The organism is Lysinibacillus sp. GW247-5R2A, assembly GCF_059424475.1.
Window position 1 is genome coordinate 305,090 of sequence record NZ_JBWKZL010000002.1, and the last position, 22,854, is coordinate 327,943.

General features: G+C 35.5%; 30 protein-coding genes and 1 pseudogene. 9 read left to right on the forward strand and 22 right to left on the reverse strand.

The window, feature by feature from the left end; all coding sequences use genetic code 11:
- Positions 1-54: 54 nt before the first annotated feature.
- The 3 genes from AC07YC_RS05140 to AC07YC_RS05150 form a co-directional block, all read right to left on the reverse strand.
- On the reverse strand, positions 55-285 hold the full coding sequence (locus AC07YC_RS05140) for a hypothetical protein (protein WP_494918600.1): 231 nt from the start codon (positions 283-285) through the stop codon (positions 55-57).
- Positions 286-599: 314 nt separating this feature from the next.
- Entirely contained in the window at positions 600-776 is a 177-nt protein-coding gene (locus AC07YC_RS05145) for a hypothetical protein (protein WP_494918601.1), read from the reverse strand.
- A gap of 341 nt (positions 777-1,117) precedes the next feature.
- Complete coding sequence (locus AC07YC_RS05150) at positions 1,118-1,360, reverse strand: DUF3953 domain-containing protein (RefSeq protein ID WP_402797330.1); 243 nt, start codon at positions 1,358-1,360, stop codon at positions 1,118-1,120.
- Positions 1,361-1,898: 538 nt separating this feature from the next.
- Between AC07YC_RS05150 and AC07YC_RS05155 the strand changes: the two genes are divergently transcribed.
- Positions 1,899-2,285, forward strand: a complete 387-nt coding sequence (locus AC07YC_RS05155) for a hypothetical protein (RefSeq protein ID WP_494918602.1) — start codon at positions 1,899-1,901, stop codon at positions 2,283-2,285.
- 730 nt (positions 2,286-3,015) lie between these two features.
- Entirely contained in the window at positions 3,016-4,017 is a 1,002-nt protein-coding gene (locus tag AC07YC_RS05160) for an alpha/beta fold hydrolase (protein WP_494918603.1), read from the forward strand.
- Positions 4,018-4,282: 265 nt separating this feature from the next.
- On the opposite strand, the gene AC07YC_RS05165 is transcribed toward AC07YC_RS05160, so the two are convergent.
- On the reverse strand, positions 4,283-4,696 hold the full coding sequence (locus AC07YC_RS05165; protein WP_336636732.1) for a LuxR C-terminal-related transcriptional regulator: 414 nt from the start codon (positions 4,694-4,696) through the stop codon (positions 4,283-4,285).
- A 192-nt stretch (positions 4,697-4,888) separates the two neighbouring features.
- Between AC07YC_RS05165 and AC07YC_RS05170 the strand changes: the two genes are divergently transcribed.
- Positions 4,889-5,011 carry a hypothetical protein gene (locus AC07YC_RS05170; protein ID WP_494918604.1) on the forward strand — a complete coding sequence of 41 codons (123 nt, stop codon included), beginning with the start codon at positions 4,889-4,891 and terminating at the stop codon, positions 5,009-5,011.
- Positions 5,012-5,436: 425 nt separating this feature from the next.
- Positions 5,437-5,709 (forward strand): hypothetical protein, encoded by a 273-nt coding sequence (locus AC07YC_RS05175; RefSeq protein WP_494918605.1) that lies wholly within the window; start codon positions 5,437-5,439, stop codon positions 5,707-5,709.
- Between the two features lie 67 nt (positions 5,710-5,776).
- On the opposite strand, the gene AC07YC_RS05180 is transcribed toward AC07YC_RS05175, so the two are convergent.
- The 9 genes and pseudogenes from AC07YC_RS05180 to AC07YC_RS05220 form a co-directional block, all read right to left on the reverse strand.
- Positions 5,777-5,995, reverse strand: coding sequence for a helix-turn-helix domain-containing protein (locus tag AC07YC_RS05180; RefSeq protein ID WP_494918695.1), 219 nt, complete (start codon positions 5,993-5,995; stop codon positions 5,777-5,779).
- A 20-nt stretch (positions 5,996-6,015) separates the two neighbouring features.
- On the reverse strand, positions 6,016-6,180 hold the full coding sequence (locus tag AC07YC_RS05185) for a hypothetical protein (protein ID WP_494918606.1): 165 nt from the start codon (positions 6,178-6,180) through the stop codon (positions 6,016-6,018).
- 15 nt (positions 6,181-6,195) lie between these two features.
- Complete coding sequence (locus AC07YC_RS05190; protein WP_494918607.1) at positions 6,196-6,591, reverse strand: hypothetical protein; 396 nt, start codon at positions 6,589-6,591, stop codon at positions 6,196-6,198.
- Between the two features lie 476 nt (positions 6,592-7,067).
- Positions 7,068-7,708: pseudogene (locus AC07YC_RS05195) on the reverse strand (PD-(D/E)XK nuclease-like domain-containing protein).
- A 112-nt stretch (positions 7,709-7,820) separates the two neighbouring features.
- The gene (locus tag AC07YC_RS05200) at positions 7,821-8,447 is read right to left on the reverse strand and encodes a hypothetical protein (RefSeq protein WP_494918608.1); all 627 of its coding nucleotides are present in this window, start codon (positions 8,445-8,447) and stop codon (positions 7,821-7,823) included.
- Positions 8,389-8,598, reverse strand: coding sequence for a hypothetical protein (locus AC07YC_RS05205; RefSeq protein ID WP_494918609.1), 210 nt, complete (start codon positions 8,596-8,598; stop codon positions 8,389-8,391). Before AC07YC_RS05205 ends, AC07YC_RS05200 begins: the two co-directional genes overlap by 59 nt.
- A gap of 181 nt (positions 8,599-8,779) precedes the next feature.
- The gene (locus tag AC07YC_RS05210; RefSeq protein ID WP_336636730.1) at positions 8,780-9,010 is read right to left on the reverse strand and encodes a YqaI family protein; all 231 of its coding nucleotides are present in this window, start codon (positions 9,008-9,010) and stop codon (positions 8,780-8,782) included.
- Positions 9,007-9,216 carry a hypothetical protein gene (locus tag AC07YC_RS05215; protein WP_494918610.1) on the reverse strand — a complete coding sequence of 70 codons (210 nt, stop codon included), beginning with the start codon at positions 9,214-9,216 and terminating at the stop codon, positions 9,007-9,009. Before AC07YC_RS05215 ends, AC07YC_RS05210 begins: the two co-directional genes overlap by 4 nt.
- A gap of 348 nt (positions 9,217-9,564) precedes the next feature.
- Positions 9,565-9,729, reverse strand: a complete 165-nt coding sequence (locus AC07YC_RS05220) for a hypothetical protein (protein ID WP_336636728.1) — start codon at positions 9,727-9,729, stop codon at positions 9,565-9,567.
- A gap of 83 nt (positions 9,730-9,812) precedes the next feature.
- Between AC07YC_RS05220 and AC07YC_RS05225 the strand changes: the two genes are divergently transcribed.
- Together AC07YC_RS05225 and AC07YC_RS05230 are read left to right on the forward strand one after the other, a co-directional pair.
- Complete coding sequence (locus AC07YC_RS05225) at positions 9,813-10,385, forward strand: tyrosine-type recombinase/integrase (RefSeq protein ID WP_494918611.1); 573 nt, start codon at positions 9,813-9,815, stop codon at positions 10,383-10,385.
- A 1-nt stretch (position 10,386) separates the two neighbouring features.
- Entirely contained in the window at positions 10,387-10,758 is a 372-nt protein-coding gene (locus tag AC07YC_RS05230; RefSeq protein ID WP_494918612.1) for a tyrosine-type recombinase/integrase, read from the forward strand.
- Positions 10,759-10,846: 88 nt separating this feature from the next.
- Here the strand turns inward: AC07YC_RS05230 and AC07YC_RS05235 are convergent, their stop codons facing one another.
- From AC07YC_RS05235 to AC07YC_RS05265, 7 genes are all read right to left on the reverse strand, one after another.
- Positions 10,847-12,052, reverse strand: coding sequence for an EAL domain-containing protein (locus tag AC07YC_RS05235; protein WP_336636725.1), 1,206 nt, complete (start codon positions 12,050-12,052; stop codon positions 10,847-10,849).
- Positions 12,053-12,501: 449 nt separating this feature from the next.
- Positions 12,502-13,605, reverse strand: coding sequence for a TFIIB-type zinc ribbon-containing protein (locus AC07YC_RS05240; RefSeq protein WP_494918613.1), 1,104 nt, complete (start codon positions 13,603-13,605; stop codon positions 12,502-12,504).
- 14 nt (positions 13,606-13,619) lie between these two features.
- The gene (locus AC07YC_RS05245; RefSeq protein ID WP_494918614.1) at positions 13,620-14,951 is read right to left on the reverse strand and encodes an SPFH domain-containing protein; all 1,332 of its coding nucleotides are present in this window, start codon (positions 14,949-14,951) and stop codon (positions 13,620-13,622) included.
- Positions 14,952-15,098: 147 nt separating this feature from the next.
- Positions 15,099-15,473, reverse strand: coding sequence for a DUF423 domain-containing protein (locus AC07YC_RS05250; protein WP_494918615.1), 375 nt, complete (start codon positions 15,471-15,473; stop codon positions 15,099-15,101).
- 11 nt (positions 15,474-15,484) lie between these two features.
- A complete protein-coding gene (locus tag AC07YC_RS05255) occupies positions 15,485-15,910 on the reverse strand; it encodes an acyl-CoA thioesterase (protein WP_036126381.1) in 426 nt (141 codons plus the stop codon).
- Between the two features lie 302 nt (positions 15,911-16,212).
- On the reverse strand, positions 16,213-16,452 hold the full coding sequence (locus AC07YC_RS05260) for a hypothetical protein (protein WP_494918616.1): 240 nt from the start codon (positions 16,450-16,452) through the stop codon (positions 16,213-16,215).
- Positions 16,453-16,519: 67 nt separating this feature from the next.
- The gene (locus AC07YC_RS05265; protein ID WP_336636722.1) at positions 16,520-16,741 is read right to left on the reverse strand and encodes a hypothetical protein; all 222 of its coding nucleotides are present in this window, start codon (positions 16,739-16,741) and stop codon (positions 16,520-16,522) included.
- Positions 16,742-16,879: 138 nt separating this feature from the next.
- Here AC07YC_RS05265 and AC07YC_RS05270 point away from each other — a divergent pair, with 138 nt between their 5' ends.
- Positions 16,880-17,140, forward strand: coding sequence for a hypothetical protein (locus tag AC07YC_RS05270; protein WP_494918618.1), 261 nt, complete (start codon positions 16,880-16,882; stop codon positions 17,138-17,140).
- Positions 17,141-17,313: 173 nt separating this feature from the next.
- The gene (locus AC07YC_RS05275; protein WP_494918619.1) at positions 17,314-17,916 is read left to right on the forward strand and encodes a hypothetical protein; all 603 of its coding nucleotides are present in this window, start codon (positions 17,314-17,316) and stop codon (positions 17,914-17,916) included.
- Between the two features lie 92 nt (positions 17,917-18,008).
- Here AC07YC_RS05275 and AC07YC_RS05280 read toward each other — a convergent pair.
- A protein-coding gene (locus AC07YC_RS05280; protein ID WP_494918621.1) for an IS3 family transposase occupies positions 18,009-19,582 on the reverse strand; the annotation gives its coding sequence in 2 pieces (ribosomal slippage) (positions 18,009-18,931 and positions 18,931-19,582; 1,575 coding nt in all).
- A 528-nt stretch (positions 19,583-20,110) separates the two neighbouring features.
- Between AC07YC_RS05280 and AC07YC_RS05285 the strand changes: the two genes are divergently transcribed.
- The gene (locus AC07YC_RS05285) at positions 20,111-21,610 is read left to right on the forward strand and encodes an SH3 domain-containing protein (RefSeq protein WP_494918622.1); all 1,500 of its coding nucleotides are present in this window, start codon (positions 20,111-20,113) and stop codon (positions 21,608-21,610) included.
- Positions 21,611-21,900: 290 nt separating this feature from the next.
- On the opposite strand, the gene AC07YC_RS05290 is transcribed toward AC07YC_RS05285, so the two are convergent.
- On the reverse strand, positions 21,901-22,335 hold the full coding sequence (locus AC07YC_RS05290; RefSeq protein ID WP_494918624.1) for an NUDIX hydrolase: 435 nt from the start codon (positions 22,333-22,335) through the stop codon (positions 21,901-21,903).
- Positions 22,336-22,854: the final 519 nt, after the last annotated feature.

A 22,854-nucleotide genomic window follows, 5' to 3' on the forward strand; every position in this document is an offset into this window, starting at 1 on the left:
ATAATTTTGTTCAAGAAAAAACCCCACCTATTGGTGAGGTTTAAACTAAACGTATTAATAAGTAGTAACTACAATATTAGAATCACCATCTTTAATGCCACCTGTTACAACTAACTTAATGTGATAGGTAGTGCCCACCATTAATCCACCAATTCTAACACCATAACTTGTTTCTGTTAATATAGGGTTGTTATAGTTTGGGTTAAAATTAGGACCAGCAAATACTGCAACAAGCGTTGAATCAATCCAAGTTATTCCTCCATCAGTTGATTGTTGTACCTTCATACTTGTGGATCCTATTGCGGGATTAATATTAAAAGTTAATTCACCATTTCCTTTATACCCATTAATTCTAAAATCGTTTTGTGTGCTATTCTCGCCTTATACACCATGTGCTTTATAACGAGCCTTCACCGTACGGGCGACTTTCATCGCATACGGCGATCCGTTAGCAGTAAAATTAGTACTTATTTCCCCGTAAACATCTTAATTTTATTTGAATATTAAATCAATAGTATTTGGACAAGATAAAGAAATCTTAACCTTCCAAGGACCTTATCAATTTTAAACAGTAAAAATAACGCTAGCTTATGCTGCGTTTACTTCTTTAATTCATATTTGAATGCATCAAACTCTCGTCTCATCTTACTTATGAAGGTAGGCTTATCATTATCAAACACGACCTCTATCTTTCGCTTGCCGTATTCGTATACTTCTTTTACTGCAGTTATACGTCCATCGTAACGCCATTTATCTACTTTTTTATCAACAGTCATTTTATTTCACCTCCCGAAAACTAATCATTACCTAGCAGATGAAATATATGTAATAACTTTTTGCTCTCAAAACCACACCAAATTCCGCCCTCTCAACTCGTAGTGTTTTGGCTGTTTGATGCAGTTTTCAAAGCAAAAGAAAAAGCCTCCATCCGAAGATGAAAGCTAAAAATTTTGGTAATCCTATTGTCGAGAGCTCACTTTTGACATCGTAGCAGAGCGTACCACGTTATTTCGTAATTGTGTTTTAGATTTATAGTGCATTTCCGTGCACTTTGTTGATGTAGTAAGTTTGACTAAAAGGTAAGTAGACGAAGTTCACATAAAAACCTAGCCATAATTTAGAGCAATATGAAACTCTGAATTGACACAAATACTGAAAATAAAAATACAGCGATTAGTAGACAACCATAAACTTTTCGCTCTTGTTGAAATTCTCTAATTCCCCAAATTAACATTACTAACCCTAAGAAGAATATCGTTAAAAAATTCAACTGATAATTCTTTGTGATAAGTCCATAAGCTGAGAGTGATACTACTATGATTGAAAAAATAAATTGTAAAATTTTCAGCAAAACTACCATCACCTCTTAAATATTGTACTTTTATTATACAATACAAAACCTTATATGGATATAAATTCCAATAATTAGCCTTTTATATTAATTAAGATACCTAATCTCTAAAAAAAATATGGGCCGGCCGTGTATGTCATGCTCCGAACAAGTTTGTTCAGCGCGGGTCGGTCGTCAGTCTGTCTTTTCCTAATATTTAGGTTTTTATAAATACCAAGAGAGCAAAACCTTACCTTACCGCACCGTCCTGCCTCCAATTTTACAAGATAAAATTTAAAATACCAAATCTATAACGAATGTAACATATATAACGTTTGTAACATCTATCACATTTGTAACACGATAGAAAATGTAGCGTAGTCATTAATGATACTTAATTCTTGTGCATCAGCAAACTGATATTAATAGTACTAAACGAAATTTTCAAAAACCTCCATTTATGAATTTTAACGATTATAATAAAGTATAAAAAATACCAAATTAAACCTTATTTAAATTTAACTAAAGTGTTTGATTTAAAGTGTTTTGTATTTAAGGAGAGTTATTAATGGAAATTCAAACCAGTAATACATTAAATTATTTGAAAACAGAGGTAACTAAAAATATAAAAAGGGAAAGTCTCTTAGATTTATTTGGAATTAAAAATATACATAAAGACGAAGACGAAAACGAGAAAAATATCAAACCTAAACTCGAAACCAGATATGAAGATGGGTATATACGTACATATCTTGTGAAAACGAATGGACAAAAATTAGTTAGATTACTTGTTAAAGAGGTTAAACAAACCCAAGAAAACATGAAAGAATCCATAGATTTAGAGGATATGTTGATACAAGAGCTTGAAAAGTTATCTAATCCCAAAAAATATGAACAGAATACTTCTATTTTTGAAAAAGAAAAAAATATTTATAAATATAAAACAGGTATTTGAGGACTAAACAGTAAAAAAACCTGATTAGAATTGATTATTAATTTTCGTATAGGTTAAGAAAGTCTTATTTATTGCCACAACCCTTGGATTGTGGCAATAAATTTCCTAGAGGCATGAAGCCCCTACATCATTTCATCATCTGTTTTAAGGTTTGCCCTCCTAAGTTGTGTTAAAATAATCTTGTTAGAACCGTCAAAGGGCATAACCAATTCTACGCTGTAGCGTCTGAACACGCTACGGCTTTTTCTTTTTAATTCCCAAGTCTTTCAACTATACTAAAATACAGATTACTTCATAAATTAGTAGTGTATAAAGAAAATCTATTTACTTTTTACATACATTTTTATGGGTCGCTGATGATGTCACAGTGACCCTTTTATAATTTCTTTCCTCATATTGTATAGTAACTTTTCAATCCCTTTTCTATAAGGCCTCTTAAAACCTTTGATTGGTTTGATCAGATTTTCAATTTTACTCCAAACCCTTTACGGCCAGTACGCACTGTTTAACCGCCACGTTGAATCAAGTTACATTTTATAAATCTTCTTCATCTGATTTTAGAACTTTTTCCCCAAAAAAGTTATTACATAATATCTTTCACTTGTTCATACTCAGTTCATATTTTCGTCACTGTAAGTCCATCTTCGTCGTTTAGGCTTTCCTTAGGGCTCTTTAAGGTAGCCTAAAACGATAGGAGAAGAAGTGAGTAAAAATACAAGAGGTGAAAAAAATGGACTTAGACACAACAACAAATAAAAAACCAGCTAACAAGATGAAAAAATTGCTTATTATTTTACTTAAAATTCTAACAGGGTTAGTTATAACAATTGTCGTTTTTATAGCCATTGTTTTTGTTATTGATAAGATTAGTAGTAAATTGGAAGCAGGAAAAATAAAGCCCTATGGCCAGTCTGTAACAGTAGATGGGAAAAATATGAATGTTTTGATTGAAGGACAAGGCGCAGAAACAGTCGTGCTACTGCCAGGTTTGGGAACAGGAACACCAGCACTTGATTTTAAGCCGCTAGTAGAAGAGTTATCGCCATTTTACAAAGTTGTAGTGATTGAGCCTTTCGGTTATGGATTAAGTGATATAACCGAAAAAGAACGGAGCACAGAAAATATTGTAAGTGAAATCCACGAAGCCTTACAGATTCTTAAAATTGACCGCTATATTCTAATGGGTCACTCCATTTCGGGCATTTACGCACTAGATTATGTGAATAAATATGAAAACGAAGTGAGTGCATTTGCCGGGATCGATAGCAGTGTTCCAAGGCAATATGGTGATAAGGTTGTTGAATCTCCGATACCTAATTCTGTAATTACACTACTCAAAGAATCAGGTCTAGGCAGATTGATAATGAAACTAAGTGCTGACCCATATGCTGCACTACCAGTTGATGATGAAACAAAAGAACAAATGAGAATTCTTTCTTACAAAAACTTTAGAAATCCAACTATTGTGAATGAAATAGAAAATAGATCTCCTAATTTTAAAGCAGCTGAAAATTTAACATTCCCAAAAAACCTGCCTGTTATTTTCTTTTTACAACCGGATAGTACTGCCATTGAAGGATGGTCAATACTACATGAAGAGCAAGTAAAAGATTCTGTACATGGAAAAGTGTTGACATTTGAAGGAACACATTATTTACACCATACTCAATCAAAAGAAATCGCTGAAAACTTCAGGGCATTTATTGAAGAAGTAAAGCAAGACAGTAGATAATTTTTTAAAAATGAAAGTTTGTTTGTAACTAGTTGATCTCTCAATTGCTAAATTCGGTCCTAGTATTATCCATGCTACGGCATCATGTGCAAGCTTTCTTGCATGTGTGCTGTAGCATTTTTTGCGTATGTACTATACATTTCTCTTGAATGGCTAATTACTTATCAAAAATTGTATTAATGACATTTCATTTGCTTAGTAGTCCATCGTAAATGACCAAGGTTCAATGGTTTCCATCGCTTCATAGGGGCACATGGCCCCCACATCAAGCAATCATCTGTTTTACAATGTTATCCTTAATACGCTTAATGCTTGTTGCTGATAAAGCCATGTTTTGGCCTACCCAACGTTGTGATTTGCCGTCTAACATCCAATTTAGTACTTGAATCTCTCTGTCGCCAGTAGCTCGTTGAATAAGCAGTTGTACATCTAATAGCTTTTTCTCATACTCTGCAACACGCTTTATGTTTTTCGAACGTCTAACAGCCTCCTGCATAATTGGATCACCTACACCCCCTACCGCCTTTGGTAATGTAGCTTCGATTCCATACTGTGCCGTTTTTGCCCCTATAACCATTTCTAATCGCATTTCTTTGATGGCGTTAACCATCCAATGGTAGTCTGTAATCATTGAATCTAAAGCATCTGGTGTAATCGTTAGTGTTCTTTCTTTTAACATAGGTTTGCCCTCCTAGGTTGTGTTATAATGACTTATGTGACTAGCCTAGAAGGACATTAACCAATTCGAGCTGTAGCGTCTGCAAACGCTGCGGCTTTTAGTTTTTCAATCGTTATGAACTATTTGAAACCTTTTCCATTTGCATCCGTAAATAAATTACAACACTTTTGCTTTATTATTGGAGGTATTTAAATGGACTCTTTTGCACTTATGGCTTTTTCTTTTGCTTGTTTGTCATTTGTCTTTGCTATTTCAACTGATTCTAAAATCAAAAAGTTAGAAAAACGTATCGAAGTACTTGAAAGAAACATGTAATTTTTTTAATACATAATAGGTTTATAGAGCGATATTTTAGTCGCTCTTTTTCTATTCCAAAGGCCATAAACTATGGAACCTAAGTTAACTAAGCATATAAATAGTAGTGTTAAGCTAAACTAGTTTAACAAAACCTCTCTTATTGGTAGGGTCATTTCTATCCCAAGCGACCTTACTCATATTGTTCACTTAAGAAAGCTGTAGCGTCTGCAAACGTTGCGGCTTTTTTATCTATTCACTTTTGCCGTATTAACAAGATTATTAACATTCGTCAGTATTTACCTTACCTAAATTGACATATAATAACGTCGGGGAAATAAGTTTTATAAATCTATTGCTGACAGATCGCCGTGTGCGATGAAAGTCGCCTGCCCGGTGAAAGCTCGTTATAAAACCGAGATAAAAAGGTATAAGACGAGAATAGCGTGTTATTACCAGCACCTATCATTGAAAATTCAACTATAGTTACTGGACTTTCCGGGATCTCTATGTCTGGAGTTCCGAATGCAAGTATTAATTTTTACCAAATTATCAACGGGAACAAAGTACTTGACATGATTTCTAGTTTTTGGAATTTCGATCAAGACGGTAAAAGTAAAATTGGATATACTAATTTTGTATCTGGTTCATCTTGGTGCGTAACACAAGTTGTAAATGGAGTAGAGAGCCCTTATTCAAATACAATAACGTTTCCGTAAAAATTTCTTTATGACCTCACCCTTCGTGGGGTTCTCTTTGTATACAAAAATTACTGAACAGAATCTTTTAACTAACCACTTTCTTCATCCCTAACAATCCACCAGCTCTTGACCCAATCCGTTCCACCATCTCAAGATTCATAGCAATCAGCGCCACACTCACCTTACTTGTATTTAGCCTGTCAGCTATTTTGTTGATTGGATATCCTTGATTCCAAAGCGTGATAAACGTTTCTATTTGGCGTTGTGTAAAATCAAATTTAACGATTTCATGAACCTCGCCAATGAATTAGATGTATCGATTCTCTACTTTCCTTGCCATTCAATCGTTGCCTCGGCTCTGGGCTGCTCTGAATAAAGCTTACGAACATTTAGTTCAACGATTTGTGCGCCATCATCCTCTGCTGTCATTTCTTCAACGACACGTGGATCGTTCCAGAATGATGTGTGTACTAATCTAAATTTAGCCATTTGCCCTCGTCCCTCCTACTTGCTTTTACAGTGTGTTAATTGCTTCATCCGTTTAACTCTTCTACGTTCTTTCATTAGAGCTTGATTGAAGTGATTTTCCACATGATTCCATATGCTGGTGATTGCTTTATGCTTTAGTGACCTGTCATAGATAACACTTCGATAAAAACCTTTTGTAGCTAATTCTGTTTTCATTCCATATGTTTTGATTGACCAACAACCATTTGTGCAATGCTTTGTTTCATAGCCTATATCGTGCCACTCGGAATAATCAACCACTTCTGAACCACACACTGTACACTTTTCTTCTTGATAGCCCCAAGAATACTGATCATAAGCATCTGATTTTCCAAGCTCTCTACAAAGCGCAGAGAATACCGCTCGTTTGCGTTCTCTGTATATCACAGTCATAAACACCTTCCTTATTCTAAATTTTTAAATTTTAATCTTAAATTACCAGCCTAAAATTAACCTCAAATATTCAATTAGTTATGGTACAATAATCCAGCGAGGAGGTTTTTATACAGTTATGGAAATATTATTTGGAATTATACCTATTTTCTTTTTATTAGTTTTCTATCTTGTACCAGTAGTATTTATAGTTTGGTTCGTGTTTAAAATCATTAATATCCAAAAAGAACAAACTGAAATTCTATTAAGAATTGCTGACAAGTTAGAAAAGTAATGTAGTATGGAGAGCTTCTAAAAAGCTCTCTAACTTCTCACAAACTGCAAAACTACCACTCACTTTGACAATTCGATAATTCGGATACCTAGTCATGTACTCCAGCACCAAACGTCTGATTTCATCAGTATCCTTTGTCTATTGGAATATCCATGCAGACATAAGGACTTTTTGAGGTAGTTTATTCATCTAACTGCCGCATCTAATCTAATAGATACTCAATGTCAAATGTTCCACTAAGTTTCCTGGTTCCTCGGCAAAATTCGCACTTGTCACATCGGTGTGGATTTCTTCGCCCTAGCTTTGCGTCTATGATGCTCGGCAACATTGTTTGAACATATTCTTTCTCGAAATCGAAACGCTCTGAATCGAAATGTAAAACTGCTTTAGCAGGTGGCGATTCTTTTGTAACTGCCACAATGTATGGATCATAGTAACGCCCTGTATTTTGAAAAATAATCTCTCGGTACACCCACATTTGCGTACATAATCAAAGGCTTGTACAAATGAAACCCAAGTATTATATTTCTCGCTCCAGTATCGTTTACTAAGCTCTTGGGTACTCTTTAAATCGCTGAAAAACCCACGTTCATGATTGATGTTGTCTACTTTGATTTTCCACTCTACCCCAAATAATTCCCCTGTATAGATGACCTCTTTTTCACCCTGTAAAGCAAACATACAAAACTCATCATTTTTGATTGTTTCTATCATGTCATCTGCTTTTTCGTAATCCTTATACTTGTTGCCGCGATTGTTATAAATGCTGTCGTGGTTTCGTTCTAGAAATTCAGTAAATGCAATATCACTTTCAACGGCTGCATGTAGATATGAACCAACCATTAATGCTGTAGAAGGAGGACGAGAAAACTAGCCCCTCACTTCTGCTAACGTTCTAGCTTCACATTCCATAGCACTTTTAAACTAGGATACTGACATATAATGTTGGTTGGCCTCATTCGAGTGGTAATTCTGGCTGTTCAATTGGAATGTCGTTTGTTGCATCTGGTTTCACCTCTGTTATTGGTTCAATTTGAGCTTTAAAATCATTACCTAATCTACTAGATTGCTTTTTAGCTTCATCCTTATTAAACCAATCATCTACCTTACTTAAGCCGTCTCTTAAGCTGTTAAATATGTTAATTAGCTCTACACAGTCATATTCAGTAAACAAATCAGCGGTGTAACCAAACTTTGCTTCTATCATTTCTTGAGTGACACGATGTTGTTCTTTGTAACCACGCAATGCATTTGCAATACGATCTTTTAATGGACCTTGACTATTACCAGCTAGTGTTTCATGACATTGACCAATCGCTTTATCAATGATGTCACCAGGAATCACGCCTAAGATGCATGACCGTAAACGACGAGCACCAACGTTCGCTACTTTCTCATAAATATCACGTGGATCTTCTAATTTTTTAATAGAACCTTTAGCTTTCATAGAGTGCTTAACGGTAAATACCTTTTCTTGTCGGACATTCGTTTCAAGGTCCCAGCAGAATGCTTTTGCTACTGATTCACCTTCGCGTTGTTCTAGTTCCTGAATGCCGTATGAAATTGCCCCAGTTTTGCGCAATTGCCTCAGCTAATCGAATAGATGGTCGTGTTACACGTTGACTTCCACGAGGATATGGATACATAACAACCTGTGCAAATGCTGGACGTTTACAAGTGTCTAATACACGTTGTTCAGCTTGGAATACGTTTCTAGGAAACTGTTTTGCCATGAAAATTGTCCTTTGACTTCTTCCATCTCACGGGAGGCACTAGCTTGTGCTAGTACCCCTTGTGGTTGTTGGAAAGGAATTGGATTATTAAATTGTTCTGCTAAGTTACTCCTTGAAATTCCTCCTATAGTCCGCTATAATTTCTCTAATATTTGTTTTGTAAGCCACTCTGCCAAGTGGTTTATTTTTTTGTGCAAAATTTGGCATTATAGTGATCCTCTAAATACGTATGGATATTATCTAGATGAACGATATCCCCATTTGAAAACTCCATGTAATCATCATTGAAAACTATTAAACTACCATAGATATCACGGAAATCTGTCTCTATATATCGAAATGTAGGTACACTATTTACAGCTTCAATTGTTCCTAAGACCATGGGATTCTCGACTTCAATAAGTTGTCTCACGCTATTGCCTCCTTTTGTTTTTGTAAGACATCCGCATATGATTTTGTGACAAAGCTTGTGTAGCGTACATTTTCCTCAATTGCCACTAATGTAAGTATGATCCCAGTAAACTCGCTGATGATGTCATACTCAGCAAATCGTTCCTCAAAGTCTTCTGTATCTAGACTTATTTCACGCATTTTCGGCTTAAATTGAGCAGTACTCATATCTTCACCTTCTTTCTCATCAAGCAACAAAGCATAACCGTAGGGAGACGGTGCTGTAAGCTGCTTGACGTTTGCGAATTTTCATTCGCTAACGTCGAAATTTGTGATACACTGAATAAATCGATTCTATTAATTTATTTTGGCTGCTTAATTCTGGAGAAATTAAGTAGCTTTTTTTATTGCCAATATGTGATGATAATTGGCACCCCTATAATAAGCATGGTAATAACAACACTGATGCAAAATTTCCTGTGTGATTCTGGTACATCGTCCTCTGGTAAGTAAAAAAAGTTATCAAGCCATTCCCACAACTTTCTTCACCAACTTAGCCAATACTCCTCCCTTTTTTTAGACTTCAACTGCTATCCATAACCGTTTACGTTCATGTAGTTTTTCTAGTTGTTTCAACGAATTATGTAAATCACGGTCTCGTTGCATAGCTATGTTGATTTCACCATTTTGTACATGTATTTTTATTTTTACGACGACACTAATAAAAGAAAGAAAAATCAAGACAAGGTTTCCTTACAATTCAAGAAGCAGAAAAAGCCCTAATTGCAATTAAGGCTAGCGTAAGGAGTGGCAATGAACAAACTGTGATAAACGAAAATATTACTCTTGATCAGTGGTTCATAAAATGGATGAAGTTAAAAGAAAATAGCTGGGAAATTACAACACATCGTCATAAAGAAATGCTATGTAGAAGGCACCTGTTGCCGCGTTTAGGCAATCTAAAACTTACTAAAATTACTAAGTTAGTTGTACAAAATCTTATTGTTGATGATTTGATTGCGAAAGGATATAGCAAAAATACAATTAAATCTGTTTGTGCTACATTAGGTTCCATGTTAAATGATACGGTAGCTGAGGAAATTTTAGACCGTAGACAATATACGAAATTAGAGATGAGTAAAGCTAAGCCTACACGCAAAAAAGATGCGTTAACTGCACCAGAACTCCAAAATGTAATATTGACTACAAAATCTACTGAAAATGCTACTCGTTATGCAATTTTACTGACATTGGCTACTACTGGGATGCGTAAAGGTGAATTAGCAGGCCTTACATGGAACGATTTGGATTTCAAGCAAAGTACCATATCAATTACTAAGACACGTGATGAATATGGGGTTCGTTCACCCAAGACCCTAAATAGTATCCGTTATTAACATGAGTGAAGAATTAACAGAGCATCTAAAAAGTTTTAAAATATGGTGTATTGAAATGAAAAAAATTTACAATGTTGAATTAAAAGAAGATGATTATATATTTATTACGGCTAACCTAGAACCAATTAGCAGTAATTATATATCTAAAATGTTTAATGCTTTAAAGAAGAAACATAATTTTGAACGTTTCTCAGCACATATTCTTCGTCATACATTTGTAAGTATTCTTATTGCAGAGGGAACCGCTGTAACTACAGTTGCAAAAATAATTGGGGATACTCCTCAAATGGTGATGAGGGTATATGCACATTCCCTCGCGGATGAGGAATTAAAGGCAACACAAATTCTTTCTTCTTTAATTAAAATTGAATAAATCATGATAAACATCAAATTTGGGGTACAAAGTGGGGTACAACCTTAAGTTATACCCCACAACCCTTGCTATATAAGCATTTCTAGGCTTACCTAAAAATACTGTGCTCATAAAGATAGTCATAGGAAAGGTCAACAAACAAATATTCATGTTCGTTGATAGCGATTGAAAAGGTTCTTGTAATTTCACCTGTTTCAATATCACGATATAGCTCAGAGATTTCGCCACTTTGATCGTTGCGCATTTTAATAATCGTTTGTAAGAAGTATGGGCGCCAGCTCCAATTTTTGTTGATGGCACGTGGTTGCAACTCCCAATTTCCCTCTATTCTCATGACGTTCGGCGTTAATTGGAAGCCATCCTCATTACAAATATATAGTCTGAAAGAATAGTTATCCAGTAATTCAGCTAAATGCTCTAATTGTGAGGTATTATCACTCGTTGGTTTTACACGGTGAACAATCGCCTCCAATTCTTCTCTTAATTTCTTTAGCTGTAAAAATTGTGCCTCTAGCATTTTCTTTTCAGACGTAATAAATTGCTGGCATTCTTTTTTAAAGCGTTCCTTTAACACCTCTTTATCGACAAGGTTCATTGCAGGATTGGCTAAATAGGGACCTTGATAATAGCGTCCACCGTTTTTCCAAGCAAATTGTAGCTGATAAACCGTTTCAATATCTTCGAATAATAGATTGGCACCTATTTTATAGGCAAGACTGCCAATAGCAGAAATCATATCGGATTGAGCAGACCAAGAATCATAATTTAAATCACGTGTATTCACCTTTAAAATATGGGGCGCCAATAACGCAATATGCTCTAAATGACTTTCAGCTCCTACTTCCTGAACAGCGATTTTTACCCCAAACGTCGTAAAATACCTCAGTGCATGGTGCAGTTTATTAATATCTCCTAAAAATCGATGCTCAGATACGACAAGTACGATGCGATGTAAATCTTCTTCCCCAATATATTGTTGGATGATATTAAAATGGCTTTCACCAAAATCTTGCATCAATAAATTAGGGTTGCTAGGAATGTATATATCAATATCTGATGCAATTTCCTCAATTTGAGCTAGTGCTGCATGCAAAATTTTATGTTCCATATCTATTCGATATTCTTCTGGAATATCTTCATTATTGACGAAATCCTTTAAATTAATTTGCTGACCTTCAATTTGTAGATGTCCGGAAATTTCGTAGGCTATCACCGTATGCGCGTCTGCGCTAAATATCGGCTGATAATACCCATGTATTTGATCTAAATTCGTTAACACTTCAATTGCGTCCATCTTCGAAACCTCCATTATGAATAACCTTTTATTTGTTATTCAAAAATAACATTTCATAGTCTTTTAATAGCTAAAAAAATGCTCTCTGACTGTATAATAAGTTGTTTATTGTAAAATCGCAACTTCACTTATTAACATTTCTGGCGTATCTGTCTGAAATTTTCTCATCATCTTCGTTGTCATACTTATAATTTCCCATTATTTCTAATGAAATAGGTTCCTTTTTTACGCCATCTTGTCATTTTATGCTTTCGTTCTACCTAACATGTTATTTATTCAAGGCTGTTCGCTCTTTTTACTATTCATTATAATTTATGCTATGAGCTTTCCTAGCGGCTGGGATAAAGGATGATAAAAGTAGTCAATTACCTAACCTCAATGGACAATTTTATGAAAAAAAGCAGTATTCCAAATGGTCAACTAAACCCCTGATGGAATACTGCTTATCGTTATTCAGACATGAAGAAATACCAAATGACAGCTATCACTAGGATTGATAAAATAACAGCTATCGTTACACGTAGTGGTGAAATTGGAGCATCCCCACCTACTCGACCCGTTTGCCCATTGACCATAAAGCGATATATTTTCTCTTTATAACGGAAGGACGACAACCAAATCGGTAACATTAAATATTTGTATGTAATATCATCATGATTGGTCGAAAAACGTAAATTCGATACGACATCCGCGCTATTTTCCCAACGAATTTTTGAAGTGATCTGCGCATGAAGGTGATCATGGATATCCCTCTTGGCATGATTCCAGCCATCCTGTAAGCCAATGCTATATCGTTCAGACAAAAAGCCCGATACATACTCTGGTTTATAGGCCTTATTGTTTAAAAGATTAAAAGGCTCGATTTTTCGCATCATATTCTGATTATAGCGAGTCGTTGCACTTATTAAATGATCGTCGATAAATTCCTGATAAAAGCCACTTGTTGAATACCAATCTGTTTCGGTATGTGTTTTCCCATCTTTATCTGTAACGGTGCGATGTCGTCCATATCTGGCAGAATATCTGGAGCTTGTTTTCGTATCAAATGTCCAGTATGGAAGATAGACCCCTTTAAAGGAATCCGGCCTAGCACTAATTTTGGCAGCTTTCGGTGTAAACAACCTACCTTTTATCCACTTTTGAAAATGTTCTCCAGCTTGCTTATCTGTTACTTCAAATGCACATACACCATTTGGGGCTAGTGTGTTTTCAGCACTTGCTTCCATGACCTGATGGGAACCACAGTAAGGACAACTGTCAGCCACCTGTAGTGCATCGTATATCGTTTCTGCCGCACAGGCTTCACAGATCACTGTTTTTTTCTCCACACCCCAATTGAAATTGCCTCGTTCCTCCGCTGTTAAAAAATCCATTTCTTGAGCAGCTTTTTCTTCTTCTTGCTCTGGCGTAGCTATTTCTGACTCAAAGCCACAATAAGGGCAAGAAAGCTTACCGGTCGCAGGATTAAATTCAATTGATGCACTACATGAAGGACATTCCGCATCAAAATCAAGCTTTACTTGTTTGACATTCTCAACTTCTTGCGTTGACATGAATCATCCTCTCCTTACTTCACGTCATTTTCATCAAACACATCGCCACATTCAGGGCAGAATTTTGGCGGATTAGTAGGGTCCTCTGGCGCCCATCCGCATTTATCGCATGCATAGACTAACGCTCCTGTAGGCTTTTTTGTCCCACATTCACTACAGAACTTTCCTTTATTTATCGCTCCACATGCACATGACCAACCTTCTTCAGCAGGTTTTGCCATTCCACAATTCGAACAAAATTTCCCAGTATTTTCATGACCACATGTACATGTCCATGCATTTGCTTCATTTGCTGTTTGATTTTGCAAAGCCGCTTGAGCCATTTGAGCCTGCTTATTTTGTTCATTCAGTTGATAAAGCTGACTTGCATTAACGCCACCAGCTTGTGCTGCCATATTCATGCCCATAAACCCTGACATTGCACCCGCATCATTGTTGGCAGCCGCTATCATCGCATCTGCCTGTGCCCCTGTTAAATGAGCCGCAGCCATTCCAGGATCACGCATCACAGCATTGCGCTGTAATTGTTTAATCATTGCCTCATCTTCTTCAGACGCTTTTAGTGTACTAATGCCAAATGACACCACCGCTAATCCTCGTGTCGCAAGCCATTTCTCTGATAATACTTTGTTAAGAGCATCTGCTAATGCAACTGTATGGGCAGGTACCTCACTATAGCGAACGCCACTTGCTGAAATATGTGCAAACGCCGGTTGTAGCGCTGTCATTAATTCTGATTTTAACTGGCTATCAATAGAGTCCCGCGTATATTCACGCTCTACATTGCCACAAACATTTGTATAGAATAGTAGTGGGTCTATAATTTTATAAGAATATTCCCCATGACAGCGAATGGCAATATCAATATCTAGCCCAATATTGCGGTCAATTACACGGAAAGGGACAGGTGCAGGTGTTCCATATTTATTACCTACAATTTCTTTCTTATTAAAATAATACACTCGCTGATCTTTTGCAGGCTCTCCGCCAAATGTAAAACGTTTGCCAATTTGCTTGAAAGTCTCCATAATTCCCTGAGACAGGTCTGAGCCATACATAATAGAGGGTTCAGTTGACGTATCATAAACATACTCGCCTGATTCTGAAGAAAACTCTACGACCTTCCCCTGCTCAACGATCATCATGCATTGCCCTTCATTTATCGCAATAATAGAACCATTACTAATAATATTGTCATTGCCTTTATTCGACCCACGTTTGGACGTGCGCTTCACACCTTTAGTCACCAGCACATCTGCCGATAATGACTCACAATAGAAATATTCACGCCATTGATCCTCTAAAACGCCAGATAATGCGCCAACTCCCGCTTTTAATAATCCCATTTAATTTCCCACCTTCACATTGATGTTTAGCTTATTTTATCATCTATAAACAATATGTAATACGCATAATCAGCCAAATTGTTTCACTTTTCTTGATTCAAGCCATAAAAAAACGAGCAGCTCTTAGGAGAACTGTCTCGTTTTCTTTTATGAGAATGCCGCAATCGCTACAAGTACCCAAGCGACAATAAATAGCATTCCGCCTATAGGTGTAATCGCCCCAAGTTTTTTCACACCTGTCACTGCAAGGACATACAGGCTACCAGAGAAGAAAACAATCCCTGCAAACATTAAATATCCTGCCCATGAAAGCAGGCTAGAACTTCCTAAAAGTGCCTCATTCGAAAGAATACCTAACCCGATAATCGCTAATGCATGATACATCTGATATTGCACAGCTGTTTCCCAAATAGCTGCATAATGAGGCGATGCAAATTTGTCCTTAAGAGCATGCGCCCCAAAAGCACCTAAAATAACACCAAGACAGGCCAAAACCGCGCCTAACGCTAAAAACATTTCCATCTATGGCTCTCCTATTTTGCCACAACGGCAATTTCTTTATATTTTGCATCCCAAGCAGGATCCACTTTACTTAACGACACCGGACGCAATGTATCCTTATGAGCTAAAATATGTACAGACTGTGCAGTGGCCGCCACCGTACCATCCTCATGTAAAATTTCATAGCCATAAGTTGTTCGTAAACGGTCATGCTTTTCCACCCAAGTGCGAACCGTTGCCACCTGCCCATAATGCATCGCAGCCTTATAGGAAATCGATAAATCCATAACCGGCGACACATAACCATCTTCTTCTAACGCCGCATACTTAAAGCCCGCATCACTGACAAGCTGCGTACGCCCAATTTCCATCCAAATGATGTAGTTCGCATGGTAGACAACGCCCATTTGGTCTGTCTCCGCATATCGAATCTCAATCTGTTTTTCACTTACAAACATTTTCTTCACCTCGTCCTACATTATAGCGTAAAAGTATTGGTTTGGTGGGGTTTTTGCTCTAAGTTAATGCTAACTGTGAAAAATAGAGGGGTGCTTTTCTTGGTATTAAAAATAAGTGTGGATTTTTCTAATAAGAAATTTAATTTCATACAGACTCAAATAATCACTTTTAAGTGGGGTACTATCTAAGGTACTATCTGGGGTACCAGTACCACTTTATGAAAAATTACATAAATATGCACGAGCAGTTACAATACAGCACCTACAAAAAAACACCAGGTTCTCATTTGAGCGTCTGGTTATTAGTTTATTGCTTCTGGAACTTTATCGTAATCGAAACCTTTAAACGATACGATTCTTAATGAGCCTGATGTTGTTTTTTCTAAATATTGAACTTTGCAGCACAATCTAGGTTCCAACCACATCATATCTCGTTCTACTTTGGCAACGATTTGTTTAGCAGTTTCTCTGAATGCTGCTTTTTCATTTGGTTTAAAACCAAACTCTACACATGCAACAGGTCTATATTTGTATATATACAAATATACGTTTGATTTTTGGCAAGATAAAATTTCTGGAAATAAAAAAGGCTATCCCATTTGATAACCTTTAAAATCTTTCTTTGAGATTGACAGCTATAATATTCTCATCTCTGTGGACCATTCTGATTACGTTGTAACCCTGTCCCTTTAAAAGGTTTAGAGCCACATCATCTGTTAGTGCTTCATGTTCTTCGTGTGTTAGATGTAAGCGTGATAAACCTATAATTGGTACATTATCAGGCTTACGTATGAATAAGAATCGTACCGATAATATTATTTCATAATTCATAATCTACACCCCTTTACTCATATTTCTACAAAGAAAGTTAAAACACTTCCAGTTAATTTACAATAGATTTATATGTACAAACCATATCTAATTACCTAAAATGGTAAATAGTAGTTAGATATATTGAGGTGGAAATTTATGAATAATTGTCCTAATTGTTTAGCTAATAATCCTTTTAAGAAAGTGTATAGAGATGGTTTAGTATTTGTAAAATGTGAATATTGTAATACAATCTTTGAAGATACTACAACGAGAAAAACGGAAGAAGTGACTGAGAGAGTACGAAACGAAGTCCAAAATGATGTGCAAAAAGAAAAATCTTCAGGTAAGGCTCTAACAATTGGGATAGGACTTATGATCCTTTATTTTATTATTGATACTATATCTAAACTTTATTAAATTATAAAATAAAAATTTGTTATATGAACAAGGGTAGTTATCTTGGTCTTTCTGGTAAAAGAATGAAAAAAACCCAGGCACAAATATTTAAGTACCTGTACTTTTTTATGTACAGGCATAATGAAGTTTCCTAAAATGGTAAATAGTAGTTAGATATATTGAGGTGAATAAAAATGAATAATTGTCCTAATTGTTTAGCCAATAACCCTTTTCAAAAAGTAAATAAAGATGGTTTAGTATTTGTTAAATGTGAATATTGTAATACGATTTTTGAAGATACTTCAACAACGAGAAAATCAAGAGAAGTGTCAGAGAGAATACGGAACGAAGTCCAAAACAAAGCCCCAAACGAAACAGATTGTCTCTCGTTTGGAATGTTCATTTTGATGAAAAAAATAGCAATAGTCGTTGCTCTTGCTTTAGTAGTAGCTGTGGGAATATTTTATATATATACCAATATTATAGACTCAAGATATGAAAAAGAGGAATTCTTATATGGTTTTCCAGTACCAAAAGATGTGGAAATAAAATCTAAAAGCAAAATTGGTTCAGTAAGTTCATATATAATAACATGGGATAGAGTTTCTGGTAAAAGAATCCCAATCGATTATAAACTTATTATAATGAAGAATGGGTGGAAAATTAAAAAGGAAGGAGATTCCGAATTAGACGGAATTGCATACCATGCAGTTAAATATAAAAAAGGGGATGTTTTTGTTTCAATGGTTATCAGGGATCCTGATTCCTTAACTTTTACAGGCGTATCAGTTAATTGAAAATAATGTAGAAGAATAAAAATAAATATAGACCAAGAAAGCAATTTGAACTGCACCCCGTCAAGTAGGCAGTGGAAATAGTAAAAAATGTATTAAGCGGCTTGAGTCCTGAATTCTAACGAACTCAAGCCGCTTAATCTTTTCTGATAACGATAGTAATTATAAAAATGAATATAATCATCAATCGCTAGTTTTAACTCTTCATATGAATCGTACTTATGTAAATAATATTTCTCACACTTCAATGTGCCCCAAAATGATTCAATTGGTCCGTTATCAATACATCGACCAATACGGGACATACTCTGTGTCATATTGGCAGTTTCCACAATTCGCTTAAATTCCTTTGATGTATATTGAAAACCTCGATCACTATGTATTAATGGCTGTTCGCCTGATTGTAATGATTGAATAGCTGATTTGATTGTTTTGAAAACAAGGGAATTATTATTCGAATGACCGAACTCATAACTCACAATTGAACCATCATATAAATCGATAATTGCACTTAAATAAGCTTTTTTCCCATTTCCATACTTAAACTCTGTGACATCTGTACACCATTTTTCATTGGGCTTTTTCGATGTAAATGCTCTATTTAATACGTTCTCCGCCACATGATGTGCTGGGGATTTACGATAAGGCTTGCGCTTTCTACGAATAACAGACTTCAATCCACTAATCTGCATTAAACGATAAATACGCTTTTCGTTCACCATCGTTTGATTATTTTCTTTTCGCTGACGATTGATTGTCAACGTTGTACGACGATAGCCGTAAATACCATCTACTTGTTGGTGAAGGAGATGAATGTCCTTTAAAATTGCTTCATTTTCAACTTCTCTGTTAGAAGGCTTGCGACTTAGCCACTTATAGTAAGCCGCACGCGAAACATCAGCTATTTCACATAGTAAAAGAATCGAAAGTTTTTCCTCTCGATGTAATTCTTGAATCGCTAAATAGCGTTGCTGTAGACGCATTTGGCTTAACGATGCCTCCTTTCGATTTCCTCTAATTTTTTTAAAAATAAATTTTCTGCACGTAAACGTTCATTTTCACGTTCAATACGTTGAATCTCTAATTTCAATTTCTCCTCAACGGTTAATACGACTTCATCTTTTGTGCGACCACGACGATCACGTAATCCCTCTTCACCGTTCGTTTCAAATTTCTTCGTCCATTGATATACCTGTTGATACGAAACACCATAGGTGTGCGCTGCCAACTGATAATTTTTCTGGTGCTTCAAACAGTACTCGACAATCTCAATACGTTCTTCAAAAGTTGTCTTTCTTCCTTCTGTCATAGCTTGACTCATTCCTTTACCTGAATCTTTTATTTCACTATGACTAGTATACTTTTTTACCCAGCTTTTTAAAACGGAGGTACTGCTAATCTGGTATTTCGCCAACACCTCCATCTGTGAATAATTTCGTTGAATGTAGTCCTCCACAGCCGCTAATTTTAACTCTTTTGAATAGAACTTACATGAAGTAGCTTCTTGTAATCCTTCACGTCCACCTGCCTCAAATTTCATTTTCCATCTATGAAAAGTTTGATGATCTATTGAAAACCTTTCACACAATTCATTGATAGAATAGTGACCTTCTTCGAACAATTGAAGGATATATAGTTTCAACTCGAGTGGATGTTTGCTTCGCCCCATAAAAAATACTCCCCTTAGATAAACAGATTTTATTTTTTCATCTGTCTACCTAATAGAGAGCATATCACATTCGAGTTCCTGGTTATTAGTTATTGCTTCGGAATCTTTATCAGAATTAAATCCTTTAAATAAAGTGATTCGTAAAGATCCATCCTGTACTTGTCTTTTCAAGATATTGAACTTTGCAGTGCAATCTTGGTTCTATCCATAACATCTCGCTCAACCTTGGTATCGATTCGTTGAGATATTTCCGTGAATGCAGTTTTTTCCTCTCGTTTGAATCCAAATTCTACAATTGCGAGTGGTTGATACTTACCGTTACTTAATTGTTTGCCCACCAACATAGTAAACAGTTTTCTTTACACCCTTTCACCGAATCAATATATGTTAGGACTATAATTTATCACTCAACCCTGTTAAATGAAAGAAACATTGAAAATTACCTATATCCCAAATATTGGGTTTATGATAACATATATCTGAATCTTTTAACTTTAGAAAATAAGAAAGGAAGTGTAATAACCAGATATGAAAAAGATATTGAAACCCTTGATTAGTGTTATTGTCATTGGTGCCCTCTCTCTAACTATAAATATAGATAAAAATGTATTAGCTAATGATATTGCAAATACATGTAAGTATGATTCGGCATCGAAGGTCAACCCTGATTATTCCACAATGAACTGTTTGTTAACCGAAACAGCACTTAGTTATAATGTTCCTCCTGAAATCGTGAAGGCAATAGCGGAAGGTGAAAGTGGAAATTGGCGTCATTTCGATATTAATGGTGAAGCGATTGTGACAGCTGATAATGGAATTGGCATTATGCAAATTACAAATCAAGCTGGCTACAATCAAGATAGACTAAAAAGCGATATTGTCTATAATATTCGAGCTGGTGTAGAGACTCTAGTTGATATGTTTAAGCGAAAGGATTTGCCTAGCATCAACAGTGGGGAAAGAGATGTATTGGAACATTGGTACTTCGCTATTATGGCTTATAACGGTACTAAGCCAGTAAATAGTCCATTTGTCCAAGCAACTGGTGATAGAAATGCAAATGCCTATCAAGAAAGAATTCTCCAAATTATCGAGAAATTGGAATTAACAGACTTAACAGAGCTGCCTTTTACACGCGAACATTTTCAATATGACTCTAACAGCAGGGAAAATATTAAATTTTCAGCTATGCACTATGATTTTGATTTACCATTAACAAAATCAAAGTACTTTTTTAAAACAAATCAAAAAGTTAGTGCAACAACTAATGTAACAGTTAGGACAAGACCTACTACGGATAGTCCTTCTATGAGTACTTTACGTAAAGGCGAAATTGTTACCATTACGGGCCCTTTTGAATATGAATCAGTATCAACGAAGAAAAACCATTTTGTTTGGTATCCTGTGAAAAGAAATGACGGGACAGAGGGGTATGTAGCATCAAGTTATTTAAACTACTCAGCTTCAACGCCAACACCTACAACTCCAGTAGGTAGTATAGAAGTATCAAAGTTCGCTGATTACAAGGCAGACCAGTACTGGGCAGAGGATTTTCAATGGGCAGTAAACAAAGGGCTTATCAGCGGATATCAAAACGTATACAACCCTACAACAAAGAAATACGAAAACTTACTGAAACCAAACACAAATTTAACAGAAAATCAGATGTTATCTGTACTTTTCCGTTACTTTAAGTCTGATGAATTAGCTTCCACAAAACCTAGTTCTTCATGGAGTGCAGATGTAAACTATCAACTTGCAAGTAAGTACGCTCTACCAACGCTTGGTGGTAAATCAGCGTCTAAACAGGTGTATGCAGTCAAAGACATCACACGTGGTAATTTTGCTCGTATCCTAGCATCTATGCATGATGGAAAAACAGTATCTCAGCCAGAAGCCATCCTGTTTCTACGTGAATTCGACTTAACAACTACTAAAACGGATGCAGAGTTTAAACCAAATGATTCTCTAACAAGAGCGCACGCAGTGGCTTTCTTCCACCGTTATGAGCAAATATTCAATAAGTAAATTTCTATATACGAGTGAAAAGGTGACTATAAAAGTCACCTTTCTTTTAAAAATTATGATTAACATAAAAACATTGATATAGAAGGATATATTTTAGCTAAAATAAATTGCTCTACGAAACACATCTTATGATTCAGTTCAATATGATACATGATAAAAATTAACTGTTTATGAAAGTAGGTACAATACCTTCTTATAATCATGGCCTTATTTTTTTCAGAATTGTGCTCGATTGTTAAAAATCGCTTTTCGATTAGACACCCTACATTTATTTTTATAAGTAAAAGCATTTATTTAAGATTGAATTCAATCAATGTCTCCGCTTGTTTAATGCTTTTCTTTAAATAAATTGGTGAATTGGGATGACTTAATACTTCCTCAGTAGTTAACCATAATATCTTTTCTACTTCATCAGTACTTTTAGGAAATGCTTCCCCTGTTTCATATTCACAAAGAAATACAATATCCACTACATGTTCACCTTTATCGGTTACGAAAGATGTGCTATGTATATAATTTAGCGTGTCCTTTACATTCACTCCGACTTCTTCTAAAATTTCTCGCTTCACTGTTCTCTCTAATATGTACAACGAATTTCCTTCATTCTCTACCTTACCTCCTACTAGAGAAAATAGACCACCAGCGTGTTCCTCTTTTTTACTTCTTTCAATAATAAGCCACTTATCATCTTTTCTTACTGCACCTTCAACATTTACGATAAACATTTTGAAATACCCCCTTTCTACATAGTTCTTCAAAGTTTATAATTTCACCTTCCTTTATACAGATCCTGGTAGGAATCTTATTCCGGAATCTGACCATTTCCATGAATAAAGACGCTTTCCTTATTAGGAAAAGCGCCCAATTGTTGATTGCAATTTTATAGAAATGCCATTTTATAGCCTTTCTTATTTTTGATTAGATATTACCCATTCTCAATTTACAACTATACAATTCATGCCAATTTTCCTAAAATAGTAATTAGAAGAAGAGATTGAGAGGTGTATTTTGTTGAATAAATGTCCTAATTGTTTAGCCAGTAATCCGTTAAAGAAAGTATATAAAGATGGCTTAGTATTAAAAAAATGTGAATAGTGTAATACGATTGTTGAAGATACAACACAGAAAGAAGTGACGGTAAGAGTACAAAATGAAATCCAAAATGATGGAAAGAAAAGTGATTCTTCACGTAAGGCTTTAGCAATTGCGACAGCACTGATGATTATATATTTTATTATAGAAAC

Coding starts and splice junctions, on each gene's coding strand:
- AC07YC_RS05140 (WP_494918600.1), bottom strand. CDS start 285: ATGAAGGTACAACAATCAACTGATGGAGGAATAACTTGGATTGATTCA.
- AC07YC_RS05145 (WP_494918601.1), bottom strand. CDS start 776: ATGACTGTTGATAAAAAAGTAGATAAATGGCGTTACGATGGACGTATA.
- AC07YC_RS05150 (WP_402797330.1), bottom strand. CDS start 1,360: ATGGTAGTTTTGCTGAAAATTTTACAATTTATTTTTTCAATCATAGTA.
- AC07YC_RS05155 (WP_494918602.1), top strand. CDS start 1,899: ATGGAAATTCAAACCAGTAATACATTAAATTATTTGAAAACAGAGGTA.
- AC07YC_RS05160 (WP_494918603.1), top strand. CDS start 3,016: ATGGACTTAGACACAACAACAAATAAAAAACCAGCTAACAAGATGAAA.
- AC07YC_RS05165 (WP_336636732.1), bottom strand. CDS start 4,696: ATGTTAAAAGAAAGAACACTAACGATTACACCAGATGCTTTAGATTCA.
- AC07YC_RS05170 (WP_494918604.1), top strand. CDS start 4,889: ATGGACTCTTTTGCACTTATGGCTTTTTCTTTTGCTTGTTTGTCATTT.
- AC07YC_RS05185 (WP_494918606.1), bottom strand. CDS start 6,180: ATGGCTAAATTTAGATTAGTACACACATCATTCTGGAACGATCCACGT.
- AC07YC_RS05190 (WP_494918607.1), bottom strand. CDS start 6,591: ATGACTGTGATATACAGAGAACGCAAACGAGCGGTATTCTCTGCGCTT.
- AC07YC_RS05205 (WP_494918609.1), bottom strand. CDS start 8,598: ATGGCAAAACAGTTTCCTAGAAACGTATTCCAAGCTGAACAACGTGTA.
- AC07YC_RS05215 (WP_494918610.1), bottom strand. CDS start 9,216: ATGAGTACTGCTCAATTTAAGCCGAAAATGCGTGAAATAAGTCTAGAT.
- AC07YC_RS05230 (WP_494918612.1), top strand. CDS start 10,387: ATGAGTGAAGAATTAACAGAGCATCTAAAAAGTTTTAAAATATGGTGT.
- AC07YC_RS05235 (WP_336636725.1), bottom strand. CDS start 12,052: ATGGACGCAATTGAAGTGTTAACGAATTTAGATCAAATACATGGGTAT.
- AC07YC_RS05240 (WP_494918613.1), bottom strand. CDS start 13,605: ATGTCAACGCAAGAAGTTGAGAATGTCAAACAAGTAAAGCTTGATTTT.
- AC07YC_RS05245 (WP_494918614.1), bottom strand. CDS start 14,951: ATGGGATTATTAAAAGCGGGAGTTGGCGCATTATCTGGCGTTTTAGAG.
- AC07YC_RS05250 (WP_494918615.1), bottom strand. CDS start 15,473: ATGGAAATGTTTTTAGCGTTAGGCGCGGTTTTGGCCTGTCTTGGTGTT.
- AC07YC_RS05255 (WP_036126381.1), bottom strand. CDS start 15,910: ATGTTTGTAAGTGAAAAACAGATTGAGATTCGATATGCGGAGACAGAC.
- AC07YC_RS05265 (WP_336636722.1), bottom strand. CDS start 16,741: ATGAATTATGAAATAATATTATCGGTACGATTCTTATTCATACGTAAG.
- AC07YC_RS05270 (WP_494918618.1), top strand. CDS start 16,880: ATGAATAATTGTCCTAATTGTTTAGCTAATAATCCTTTTAAGAAAGTG.
- AC07YC_RS05275 (WP_494918619.1), top strand. CDS start 17,314: ATGAATAATTGTCCTAATTGTTTAGCCAATAACCCTTTTCAAAAAGTA.
- AC07YC_RS05285 (WP_494918622.1), top strand. CDS start 20,111: ATGAAAAAGATATTGAAACCCTTGATTAGTGTTATTGTCATTGGTGCC.
- AC07YC_RS05290 (WP_494918624.1), bottom strand. CDS start 22,335: ATGTTTATCGTAAATGTTGAAGGTGCAGTAAGAAAAGATGATAAGTGG.